This is a genomic window from Clostridium sp. Marseille-P3244, assembly GCF_900120155.1.
Classification (GTDB): Bacteria; Bacillota; Clostridia; order Lachnospirales; family Lachnospiraceae; genus Mediterraneibacter.
In genome coordinates, this window is the sequence record NZ_LT635549.1 from 374,782 (window position 1) to 386,807 (window position 12,026).

A 12,026-nucleotide genomic window follows, 5' to 3' on the forward strand; every position below is an offset into this window, starting at 1 on the left:
ATGAGTTCCACTTATATTTTTATCCTTACCCACGGACGCTGGGGAGAGGAATTGCTCAAAAGTACAGAAATGGTAACCGGAGGAACGATTCCCGACATACGTTCCTTTTCTCTGATGCCGGAAATGCCCCTTAAAACCTATCAGGAATCTATTGAATCAGCAATGGAATCCCTCCCCGGATATGATTTTTTGTTTTTGGCTGATATTCCCGGGGGAACTCCTTATAATATCGCGGCCTGCTATACACAGACACATAATGTGGAGGCCGTCTGCGGTCTCAGCATGGAGCTTCTCCTCGCAGCACTGGATCTGCGTGAAAAACTGCCGTGCCCGCAGCTCCCGTCACATCTGATATCCCATTTTCAGGATATTGGAAATTATATAACAGACCTGAAGAAATTGTTCTCATAACTGAAATCCCGGCAGGTCTTTCATCAGAACTCTCTCGCTGTCAGGTACCATCTGGATATATACACTGCTTCCTTCTGACAGGAAATGGCGGATCAGTTCTTTTTCATAACTGTTCATATAAACTTTGTCGCATATCTTTTCCTTCCCTGCCAGATAAGGCATCCGGGCCACATTGATTTCCTGAAACCGGATCCCGGCTTTTTCCAGACGCATAACATCTCCAATATCCCTGGCCAGTATAAAAGGTTCTCTCTCCGGAAGCAGGTCTTTCAAATACTCTGCTCCTTCTTCATTCCTAAATGTTTCCATCCGGCAGTTTTCCGGCAGTGACTTCTCCATTACGCGTTTCAGTATCGGATTCTCCCGGAGCATATCATCTATGACCACGATCTCTCTGCTCTCCTTCTCATTCAGCCACTTGATCAGTACCTGACCGTGGATCAGCCTTTCATCAATCCTGATATAATTCAGACACTGCATTCTCTGTCCTCCTGCAACAATTCTACAACATACGCTTTCTCCGTATCCGGCACTTTCAGCTGGAACATTTCCTCTATCGGACTCAGAGCTCCGCTGACAATCCGGAATTCTTCCGGCCTTTCCTCTCTGAGCCTTTCTGTATCCTGGTAAGGCAGGACATCCTTTTTCAGAAGCCTTTCCACCATGCAGGCTACATGAATCATATATCGTACCGCTTTGCCCGAACGGTCACGGATCTCAAGTTTATCCGCACACTCGCGAAAACTTTCCAGTATCGCCGGAGCGATCTTTTCTGCATCCAGAAATTCAAGAAGTTCTTTCATAGCAGTCACCAGAACACGCTCATCGACCCCGCGGTCATCATTATTCCGAATGCTTCTGCCAAAGTCACTTCCATTAACAATTTTTTCCAGCTGCTCGATCCCATTCCCGATCACGATATCATCTACTGAAATATAAGGGACGGACTCCAGCTGAAGATCTGCTGTCCCCGCCACTGCCAGTATGTCCTGCTCCTGATAGCCGGCAAGCCATTTCCCTTCTTCGTCCCTGCCGTCGATCCCCACACATCTGATCTGGACAGGAGTGTCTTTCTCTACCCCGGTGATCACTTTTACCATCTCCGCGATCTTCTTGGCTGCTCCCATTCCCGACAGACAGGAGACCAGAATCGCTGACCTAGTCATCATTTTTTTCTCCGCGCTCTGCTGTTTCCGTTCCTCCAGCATATGTCCCATCATCTGCTCCAGATAATCCGCCACCTCTCCTACCGGCGTCGTTCCCACTGTGCATTTTCTGATCGCCTCAAGCACCGGAAGCGTAGAGACCAGCCCTACAGACCGGACTTCAATCCCGGTCTCTTCCGATATCCGTTCCCCAAACATATTCAGAGATCCCATATCTACCATCAGGAGGACGCCCCTGCCTTCATTGATCTCAACAGACATCTCCAGCGCTTTCCTGTACACTGCCTCCACTTCTTCATTCAACGGCATGTTGATCGCCCTGCAGTGATCCGTATCCAAAAGCCTGTTTGCCGCGTCTGCAATGCTGGTTGCCGTATGATCCCCATGGGCGAGAACGATCAGGCCTATTTTTTTCACCTCCTGTTCTTCTTCGTCAGCACACAGAAACATCGTCGTATATCCGACCTCATTGGCATTCACCGTTATATTCAGCTCGTCCTCCAAGATCCTTAAGATCAGCTTTGCGACTTTTGCTTCACGGGGATGTGCGTCTATGATTTCTGTAAGCTTTTCCTCCCTGATATCCTGTCTCTTGTCCACTCCTTCAACAAGAGCGTTGATGTGAAGAGCAAACCCGATCTTGATGTTATTGGACAGCTGCTTTTTCAGCCTCATCTGTGCAAACTCGACCGCCTCTTCTACAGCATAATAAACCTTCCCGGCTATTACTTTATTCAAGGCGTCCTGGCTGAATGTGCGCCCTTCGTTTTCCCGGCTGATCATGGAAGAAATATAGTCTCTGAACGGAAGCTCCTGCTCAGTATCTTTTTTGTCCGAATAGAATTTATGGAAGATCAGATATTTTTTGCTGATGCTGCTCTGCTTTATCTCCATAGGATCGGCGAAAGAAGAGATGATATATTCCTCTTCCCCGTACAGCAGAAATTCAACCAGGCTGTCTCTTGACTCCTCCGCCTTGTAGTATCCCTGTTCAATATAGAACGGCAGCATCTGACGGTTCAATTCTACCCTGCGTGTACTTCCCACCTTGTATTCCCAGAATGCCCTTGCACACAAAAGCTGAATATCCGCCTTAATCTGCCCGATATTCCCGGGGCAGTCGTACAGCAGAAGGCTTAAAAGCACTTCCCGGGAAACCCTTACAGAAACTGAGATTTTTTTCTGCTCCTGTGCCAGGAACAATTCGATCATCTCAAGCCGTTCCAGCAGAGGGCGATCCTTGAGAAGCGGGAGATGGATGACGACCGGCATCCGCCGCAGAAACGTTTTCAAAAGCACTGCGTCCAGATTTTCCGTAGTCGCCCCGACGATCAGCACATCTGCTTTCCGGCTCTGTTCAGTCTCGCCCAGACGGCGGTATTTCCCATAATCCATCAGGCCAAACAGCATCTCCTGCCCCTCCGGAGGGAATCTGTGGATTTCATCCAGGAACAGGATCCCGCCGTCGGCCCGCTCTACCAGCCCGGGCTTATCCCTGTCTGCCCCGGTAAAGGAACCTTTCCTGTGCCCGAAAATCTGCGACATGATCAGCTGGGGATTATCCGCATATTCCGCGCAGTTAAAAGTAACGAACTCTGCATCCTGCTTCAGCATGTTCATCTGTTTCGCATATTCAAACATTTCCCGGGCAAACATGGTCTTTCCGGTACCGGTCGGTCCGTTCAGCAGCGTATGCAGCCCATGGGGAGGATAGAGCATGGCCGCCTTGGCCTGCTTTATCTGCATCTTCAGGGATCCTTCCTGTCCGATCACATCGCGGAAAGCCCCTGTTCCGTCCATATGGAGATCTGTATGAAGCGCTTCTTCCGGCTTTTGTTCCCATTCTTCTCTGGCAGCTCTATCCGCAAATTTCACAGGCCTGCCTGTATATTTCACCAGAAGTCCGTCCGATGCAAGAAGGTTCATCTCTTTACTGACATTTCCCCGGTCCATCTGCAGACTTTCAGCTACATCAGAAGCTGTCACCCCCGGATCCTGTCCCTTATGCACTGCTTCTCTGGATAACTCTTTCACTTTTTCATATATGATGTCCCGCCTTTTTGCCATGCATGACTCCCTTCTTTTCTTTATTCTGACCGGCAGGATACTCAGATACTCCGGTCCGCAGACTACTGTATCAGTATAGCATACCGTATTTTCCTTTACGATATACATTCACGGTTTATCGGACGGTCTATTGTATCATCTGGAAGATCCTGCGGATGTCAGCCTTGTAAAGCGTAAAACACAGCCCGACGCTGCCTCGTTTCGCAGCATGTTCTGTCAGTGCGTCAATGTCCGGTTCGATGCCCAGTTCACTGAATTTTACAGGAATCCCTGTATTTCTGATGAAATCTTCTGTCCTCTGTATCCCCTGCAGCGCAGTTCCTTCCAGATCAGAGGGATCATATTCTACTCCCCAGACACGTACTGCATACTGTGCGAACCGTTCCAGATCCATCTTATAAATCGCCCTCAGCCAAGCCGGCATTACCATGGCAATAGTCGCACCGTGTGTCAGATCATAAAGTTCACTGACAGCCTGTGCCAGCCAGTGTCCTCCCACATCCGGCTGCCCGCCCATATGCAGCAGATCATTGTGGACGATATCCGCGGTCAGCATGATCTCCGCACGCGCCGCATAATTTGCCGGATCTCTTGCAAGAATTCCCGCGTTCCTTATGATTGAACGCATGGCGCCCTCACAGAGATGGTCTACAAAATCCATATCTTTCACTGTCGTACAGTACCGTTCCAGTACATGGGAGAAAATATCAATGATCCCACAGAACGTCTGATAATGCGGCAGTGTGACCGTCAGTTCGGGATCCAGTATGGCAAATTTCGGGCGGACGATGTCTTCCAGAAATTCAATTTTCTCTCCATCCCTGTAAAGGCAGGTACAGTTGCTGGACTCACTGCCCGAAGCGGCGATCGTCACGATACTTCCCATAGGAAGCGTTTTTTCCGGGACTTTTTCCTGCAGATAGAATGGCAGAATATCTTCCCCGCAGGCGGCTCCCACCGCAATGCCTTTCGCAGAGTCTATCACACTGCCGCCTCCCACCGCCAGCACAGTTTCAATCTTGTTCTCTCTGCACAGCTCTATTCCTTCATACACTTTGTCTATAGTCGGGTTCGGCTTGATCCCGTCCAGCTCCATACATCTGATGCCGGCGTCTTCGAGATACCCCCGTACACGCTCGATCAGACCGGTAGAGCGGATAAATTCATCACCATAGTGGACGATCAGCACGCTGGATCCGTATTCTTTTATGATATTTCCTACCTGCTCTTCCGCTCCCCTGCCGAAAATAATCTTTGTCGGACTTAAAAATGTAAAATTTCGCATGATTAAACTCCTTTCTCCTGCTCCGTATTCTGCAATGATCCTTTCCGATTCCCCGCTCCCGCCGGCCGCGTTCCGGGATAGATCAGCACCAGTCCGATCACTGCCAGTATGATATATACCCGGAATCCCGGGCTGTAAGACCTGGTGATATCATAAAAAAGCTGCAGAAGAGGATTTCCGAGGGACACACCCACAAACATAAATCCAAGTATAACCGGCATCTTTTTATTGAACTCCCTTGTGCCCAGCCCTTCTTCCACCGAAACAGACGCCGGTCCGTTTGTCCCCACATAGGCGATCCCGGCCAGCGCCGCGGCGATGTACACCATAAAATCTGGCATATCGTCCTGCATCAGGATGAATAAAGCCAGAATAAGAGCGGCAAAACAGACTGACATCGTGACTCTCGTACCCAGCCTGTCCGATATCATCCCGGCCGGCACCATAGTCGCAGCCGTAGCCGCAAACATAACTGACAGCACCGTGCCCTGCGCCACCGGAGCAAACCCGTGATCCGCTGAAAAAATAGCCATATTGCTCATTACCGAATATATAACCACACCGGCAATCAAATACGAACCGCACAGACAGTAAAACTGTCTTGTCCGGAACATCCCCCGGAAAGTAACTCCTGTCTCTTTTCTCTTTGTCCGGGCATCTTCTTCCCCGCTCTTTTCCTGTTCTTCTCCGTAAAATACAGGCAGCTCCCCCACTTGTCCGGGACTGTCCCGGTACAGTGCGGCTACCAGTAGCGAACCCGCAGCGGTCACTGCCAGGGCAATGTAAAACGATGTCCGCCATCCCGCCGTCTCGATCCAGCCTCCTGCCATGGGAGAGAAGACGATGCCGGACACAAACCCGCACGCGATGGGAATGGACAGCATGGTCGCCCTCTTTCCGGCAAACCATTCGTTTATACCCACACTGGCCGCTCCCGCAGCGCCGAATGTAATTCCAAATCCCAGGAGCAGGCCTCCCAGATACATTTGTGTCAGCCCTCTGATATTCGCAAATAAAAGAAGCGCCGCACAGACAGAGACCGCCCCAAGTATAATACATTTTTTCAGTTTCAGCCGTTCCACCATCGGCCCGAATACAAACAGGCTTAAGACCGCGTTCGCGCCTCCTGCCAGAGTGATGATCATTGCAAACTGGGTCCTGGTTATATCCGGGAATTCCCGAATGATCGGATCCATATATAATGTGATCGTATTAAAGACTATCCCTGTATAGACCCCGCACATGATGCAGAGTGCCGCAAGGGACATAAAGGCATGCCTGTGTCCCGTGCCAGCTCTCATTTTGGCATTCCTCCTTTTCCTCCTGTCTTTGTCTGCTTTTTTGTTTTTCTCCTCTTTACAGACTTCTCAGCTTCCGGAATACTTCTGCATAGCTCTCTTTCTCTTTAAAAAGGCATCCACTCCCCAGGGCAAATCCGTCGATTCCCATAGCAGACATCCTCTTGATGACATCGAATGAGATCGCCCCGTCCAGCAGTATTTTGTATCCGTATTCTTCCTTATAATCTGTAAGGCGCCGCAGTTTTGGCACACATGATTCCATAAAAGCGCCCTCTTTCCCGGCAAGGTCTGCTGTATTGACCATGATATAATCTACGAGAGGAAGCAGCTCCGACACCGCTTCCACAGACATCCCCCAGCCCATTGCCAGGCCGGGATGCTTCCCCAGTTTTCTGATCCTGCACAGGGATTCCGCGATCAGCGGCTCCGACTCGGGAAATACGTAGATGATATCAGCGCCTTCCCCCGCGAACAGATCAATAAATCTTGAAGGATGGCTGATGTACAAATGCACGTCTACCAGCTTGTTCGTATTGCGGCGCACACACTGGAAATCACGATATCCCATGGAGAGCTGTGGAAAGATCGTCCCGTCCGATATATCGATATGGAAAATATCCGCTCCCGCCCTGTCAAGAGAAACCACTTCCTCCTTCAGCGCGTCAAAATCCGCGCAGTTCATACTTGGGCATAATATCTTATCCATTGTTCCCTTTCTTCCATTCATCTCTCAGAATCCAAGCATCATTCCGCCTGTGTAATCCACCGGAGCTCCTACTGACAGCTGGTTCTGCTCACTGGCAAGAAATGCCACCATTTTCCCGAATTCATACGGAGTGCCCAGTCGTCCGGTGGGACACCTTTTAATCCTGGCCTGGATCTCTTCGTCCGACATCTTAGCGTAGATAGAATTCCATACGCTTCCCGGCATGATCCCATTGACAATGATCCCCTTATCTATCAAATCCACTGCCAGCTGTTTTGTCAGTCCCATCTCGGCGGCTTTGTTCGTGACATAGCAGCTCCTTCCCTTCGTTGTGGTTGTAAGAGACGCTTTGCTCAGCACGTTGACAATATAGCCTTTTTGTTCCTTTGCGATCATCCTCCTGGCGAACTCTTTGCACATCATGAACATTCCTGTCACATTGTTGTCCAGGCAGTCTTTCCATTCCTCCAGGGATATATCCCAGATCATTGTTGTCAGTGCTCCTCCGGCATTGTTGATCAGGACATCCAGCCTCCCGAACTTCTCTTCGGCGACATCAAAGATCCGGATTACATCGTCCGGTTTGCTGACATCGGCCTGAACTCCGTAAACCTGAGCATGATACTTTTCCCGCAGCCCCTGTATGAACTTTTCACAGTATTCCGGGTCCGACCTGTAATCCACGATCACATTGGCTCCTTCCTCGGCAAATACCTCTGATATTCCGCTGCCCACTCCTTTGGCGCCTGCAGTCACAATGACCGTTTTCCCTTTAAATTTTAAATCCATAAATAGCTTCCTTTCTTTCCGTGTGTCATGTCAGTATTTCAGCATATTATTTCAGTTTGCATTTTGAGGACAATATTTTTTTCACCCTTTCCGCATCTTTGTACCTGACATAAAAATAGCTGGCTCTGCTCAGATAATAATTCGTCGGTACAAACGCAAACATATACTCATTCTTCCGGTCACCATAACTGTAATATCTGATTTCCCGGAACAATTTTGTCCCCCGCAGAGTTACAACTCCGTTCTCGTAAATCCCGCAGGGAGATTTCAGAAAAGTCAGCGGTATAAGCGGAAAGAACGCCTTGCTCGCCAGAGCCCCCATGAGGATCGCAAAAATCAGAAGATTCATCTTAAATTCCATCCCGCCTCTCGCGATAAAATAAACTCCGACAAGCATACATCCCGCAAACCTGAAAAAATATAGGATTAGTTCCGATGTTTTTATCTCTCTTCCCACCAGAAACAGGCTTTTCCCCAGCAGCCCTGTATTCCTCCTGTCGATAAACACCTGAACTGCCGTAAATACCGCAAACACTGCAAAAAAAGTGATCAATACCGTCCTCATATTTTCCCTCCGTCCTCTTATCGGCTGAATGCCCTATTCTTCACAATTCTTAATAAATTCATTGACATTCATGAATGTATCTGTACTTATCTCTTCAATATGGGCCTTCAGTTCTTCCGCGTTCATGCTGTCCTTAAGCGTCAGGCACTCCAGGAGCACCGGCATGCTGATCCCTGTATAATGATAGACATCATATGTTTTCATCAGGCGCACCATCGTATTAAAAGGAGTCCCAAAAAACATGTCCGAGAAGACAAACACTTCCTCGCCTTTTTCCTTTGCCTCGCGCAGCACTGTCTCGATCTTCTCGTCGAACAGCTCCAGCTTTTCTCCGGATACGATCCCGAATGCATATACATCCTGCACTTCTCCTACGATCATCCGGGCAGTGTCTTTCATGGCCTGCGCGAAAGTTCCATGTGATACTATTATGATCTTCATCCTGTTTCTCCCTTAATATTATTTAAGTATTCCTGAAGCGCCTTCTGCCTGGCCGTTTCAGGATGCCGGACCCTATACGATCCCGATCAGGGAACCAAGGATACCAAATACACAGACTCCCAGCACAAGTTTAATAAACGATACACCTCTGCGGAGCAGTGAGTAAGAGAGTCCCATATAGCCGATTACAAGGCATCCCGGGATCAGGCCGTTGAGAACATCGTTGAGATTTGTTGTTCCCATATCTGTCGTCCACTGAATTCCCAGGTTCAGAGATACATATCCGGCGGAAAGAGCTCCCATCATGATAATCCCCAGAACTCCCGCGCCTACAAGAAGCTTCTTCAGCAGCGGGCTGTTGATGATCCTCAGGATTCCATGTTTTCCGTAAGTATATCCGATCCGCCCTGCAATGATCGCTGCAACCAGCATCTCCGCAAACCAGTATGAGAACGGGAATGCGCCGATGATATTTCCTGTCAGCGCCAGCGGATAACAGAATGCTTTGAACAGCGGCATTACAATGGATCCCTGAAGTCCGTCACCAAGTCCGGCCAGAGGTCCCATGAGACCTGTCTTCATACTTACGATCGCTTCGGCTTTCGTTCCGTCCGGATCGCCGTTTTTCGCAATGTCTTCCTCCATTGCCAGGGAACCTGAGATCAGCGGGAATCCCCATACCGGATTTGTGATAAACGGCTGCAGATGTCTCTTCATGGCAGCCTTCAGTCCCGCGTCATTTCCCTTGTAGATCTTCTGCAGAGGCTTCAGCATGATATAGCCGATACCTGTACCGTAGAAATATTCAAGACACTGAGATATCCTGAAGAAAAAGAAATATTTAAAGCTCCATCTGTCGCACTCCGAGGGTTTGCTGAATGCGCCTTCCGGCGACCACACCTTCCCCTTGTCCACAGGCTCCAGTTCTTCGTCGTCTTCGTCTTCCTCATACTGGCTGGCTGTCAGTGTCAGGTGGATAAACGCGATCGCAACTCCGATGAGCGCCACAAATACTACGTTAAATCCTCCCAGATATACTGCATAGAATCCTACCAGGAAGTATGGGAGCAGCTCTCTTCTTCCCATAAAGTTGACGCACAGCGCAAGTCCAAGCCCCGGAAGCATTCCGCCGATCACTGTAAATGCGTTATTCAGCCATGCCGGCATCTGTGCTACCAGTTCTCCTGCCGCAGATCCGAAGAAATACAGCAGCAGCGTCAGCGGTATGATACGGATCGCCGCAGATACGAGGGATGGTCCAATGACCGCATCGAAAAAGATCTTGTTATACTCCCCGGTATCCACATGATGGTTTGCCCGCCTGTTCCAGTGTCCGTTGATCAGTCGTCTGGCGTTGTCCACGAACGTTCCGAGCACACTGAAGGGGATTGCAAAGGCGACTGCCGTCTCTGTTGATATCCCCGATTTAATCGCGATCGGCACTGAAATACACGCAGCCAGGATCGCATCCGACGGCAGGTTTCCGCCAACTGTCATGTTGGAAATATACAGCATGCCAATCGAAGCGCCCACGATCAGTCCGGTTGTAGGATCTCCATAGACAAGTCCGATCAGAAGCCCGATCGTCGCCGGATCCTGAAGGCCCTGCCCGATAAACGGCATACAGATCTCCGCGTATGCCAGATAATAAAACAGTCCTACCATAAAAGCTTCGTACAAACTAAATGTTATCTCCATTCCCTTTCCTCCTTTTTGTAAAACTTTTAATTTCTTCTGTTCCTCAGCGGTTCTCCCGAAAGATACCGGTCGATCTCCTCACACATGATCTCTGCGGAGATAACAGGCGTATTCCCTGCCCGTCCGGCCAGATGCCCGGTTACGATACAATTCTCAAGTGTCCGGAATTCACTGTCATCCGGCAGAGGTTCTGTCTGGAAAACATCCAGGGCCGCGCCGCAGATCTTCTTCTCTTTCAGCGCTTTGAGAAGTGCCTTTTCATCCACCAGTCCCGCTCTCGCAGTATTGACAAAATATGCGCTTTTTTTCATCAGAGAAAGTTCGCGCTCTCCGATCATTTCCCGGGTCTCCGGCAGCAGTCTCGCATGGATGGACACTGTATCGGATTCCGACATCAGCTGATCCAGCGGCACCATAGTTACCCCGTATTCATCCGCTTCCTCCTGCGTGACAAACGGATCATATGCGATCACCCGACTTCCGAATCCTCTCAGTCTCTGGGCAACCTTTTTCCCGATGATGCCAAACCCTACCAGTCCGATCGTCATTTCTCTGAACAGCTTCGGATATGCATACGGCAGGAATTCATCTTTTAAGCCTGGTTTCCAATATTGATTGCAGTATGTGATCCCCCTGTTCACATCCGTTATCATCGCCAGCGTATAATCTGCTACCGGTTCAGATACACGGCCCGGCGCGTTGCAGACAATCACGCCCCGTTCGCTGCAAAGCGGTACATTGACATTCTCAATACCTCCTCTCATTACCGCTGCCATTTCCAGTTTTTCTGCAGCATCCAGCAACTGTCTGTCCACCCCGGAAAATGTCACCACAATAATATTGGCGTCTTTTATCTTATCCAGAAATTCCTGTGAATGCCTGATCCACCCCGGCCCGTTCGTCTCAACTTTCATGACTGACTCTATGTAACTGTCGCCCTCACATGCCAGGCCGTTATCATATTCAACGCTGATTTCTGCCCCGTGCTTCTCTTCCAGCCTGTGGAAGACAGCCTGGACATCCTCTCTGTTCATGATCTCTTTGTTATCATCCCCGTCGGCAACAATCACGATCTTCTTTTTTCCCATCTTCTGTCCCTTCTTTCCAGATTTATTTCATAGCTTTCAGGATTGTCTCATAACTGTTCTTGGCGTCATTGATCGTCTGGTGATTATAAACTTCGACGCCGTCATCATGCAGTTTTGTCAGGATTCCCATCTCCTCATCGCTCAGGCAGATCGTGGCGACCGCGCGGCGGCGCCCTTCTTCCATCGGCACCTGTGCCACATTCAGATGTTTGAATTTAAAACCTTTTTCATAGGCCTCATAAGCATTGTGTATATTGCGGAAGATCACAATGATATTACCCGGTCCGAACTTATTCTTTTCGTATTCTTTCACGCCGTCATCGATCGTATATGCCGCGACTTTCGTTCCCATCATGCCCGCCTGCATGATCTGCAGTGACAGTTTGTCCTTTACTACCTCCTCATCGAGAATGACGATCTTTTTTGCATTCAATGCCTTAACCCACGTAAATGCCACCTGTCCGTGAGCCAGACGGTAATCCACTCTGCAGAGTGCTATTTTCCCCATA

The 12,026-nt window shown here is 49.4% G+C and carries 12 protein-coding genes; 1 reads left to right on the plus strand and 11 read right to left on the minus strand.

Annotation, left to right across the window (positions count from 1 at the left end; translation table 11 throughout):
• Positions 1-411 carry a PTS sugar transporter subunit IIA gene (locus BQ7367_RS03550; RefSeq protein ID WP_072524234.1) on the plus strand — a complete coding sequence of 137 codons (411 nt, stop codon included), beginning with the start codon at positions 1-3 and terminating at the stop codon, positions 409-411.
• Here the strand turns inward: BQ7367_RS03550 and BQ7367_RS03555 are convergent.
• The 11 genes from BQ7367_RS03555 to BQ7367_RS03605 form a co-directional block, all read right to left on the minus strand.
• Entirely contained in the window at positions 406-891 is a 486-nt protein-coding gene (locus BQ7367_RS03555; RefSeq protein WP_072524235.1) for a PTS sugar transporter subunit IIB, read from the minus strand. The two genes, BQ7367_RS03550 and BQ7367_RS03555, sit on opposite strands and share 6 nt — an antisense overlap.
• Positions 879-3,644, minus strand: coding sequence for a sigma-54-dependent transcriptional regulator (locus BQ7367_RS03560; RefSeq protein ID WP_072526052.1), 2,766 nt, complete (start codon positions 3,642-3,644; stop codon positions 879-881). Before BQ7367_RS03560 ends, BQ7367_RS03555 begins: the two co-directional genes overlap by 13 nt.
• Before the next feature lie 127 nt (positions 3,645-3,771).
• Positions 3,772-4,929 carry an iron-containing alcohol dehydrogenase gene (locus BQ7367_RS03565; RefSeq protein ID WP_072524236.1) on the minus strand — a complete coding sequence of 386 codons (1,158 nt, stop codon included), beginning with the start codon at positions 4,927-4,929 and terminating at the stop codon, positions 3,772-3,774.
• Between the two features lie 2 nt (positions 4,930-4,931).
• The gene (locus BQ7367_RS03570) at positions 4,932-6,230 is read right to left on the minus strand and encodes an MFS transporter (protein WP_072524237.1); all 1,299 of its coding nucleotides are present in this window, start codon (positions 6,228-6,230) and stop codon (positions 4,932-4,934) included.
• A gap of 55 nt (positions 6,231-6,285) precedes the next feature.
• Positions 6,286-6,936 carry a ribulose-phosphate 3-epimerase gene (locus BQ7367_RS03575; RefSeq protein WP_072524238.1) on the minus strand — a complete coding sequence of 217 codons (651 nt, stop codon included), beginning with the start codon at positions 6,934-6,936 and terminating at the stop codon, positions 6,286-6,288.
• Positions 6,937-6,960: 24 nt separating this feature from the next.
• On the minus strand, positions 6,961-7,725 hold the full coding sequence (locus BQ7367_RS03580; RefSeq protein WP_072524239.1) for an SDR family NAD(P)-dependent oxidoreductase: 765 nt from the start codon (positions 7,723-7,725) through the stop codon (positions 6,961-6,963).
• 46 nt (positions 7,726-7,771) lie between these two features.
• The gene (locus tag BQ7367_RS03585; protein WP_072524240.1) at positions 7,772-8,290 is read right to left on the minus strand and encodes a hypothetical protein; all 519 of its coding nucleotides are present in this window, start codon (positions 8,288-8,290) and stop codon (positions 7,772-7,774) included.
• Between the two features lie 33 nt (positions 8,291-8,323).
• Positions 8,324-8,731: a PTS sugar transporter subunit IIA gene (locus BQ7367_RS03590; protein WP_072524241.1), complete on the minus strand. Its 408-nt coding sequence runs from the start codon at positions 8,729-8,731 to the stop codon at positions 8,324-8,326.
• Between the two features lie 72 nt (positions 8,732-8,803).
• On the minus strand, positions 8,804-10,429 hold the full coding sequence (locus tag BQ7367_RS03595) for a PTS sugar transporter subunit IIC (RefSeq protein WP_072524242.1): 1,626 nt from the start codon (positions 10,427-10,429) through the stop codon (positions 8,804-8,806).
• A gap of 26 nt (positions 10,430-10,455) precedes the next feature.
• Positions 10,456-11,517, minus strand: a complete 1,062-nt coding sequence (locus BQ7367_RS03600) for a 2-hydroxyacid dehydrogenase (protein WP_072524243.1) — start codon at positions 11,515-11,517, stop codon at positions 10,456-10,458.
• A gap of 22 nt (positions 11,518-11,539) precedes the next feature.
• Positions 11,540-12,025, minus strand: a complete 486-nt coding sequence (locus BQ7367_RS03605; RefSeq protein WP_072524244.1) for a PTS sugar transporter subunit IIB — start codon at positions 12,023-12,025, stop codon at positions 11,540-11,542.
• Between the last annotated feature and the right edge of the window lies 1 nt (position 12,026).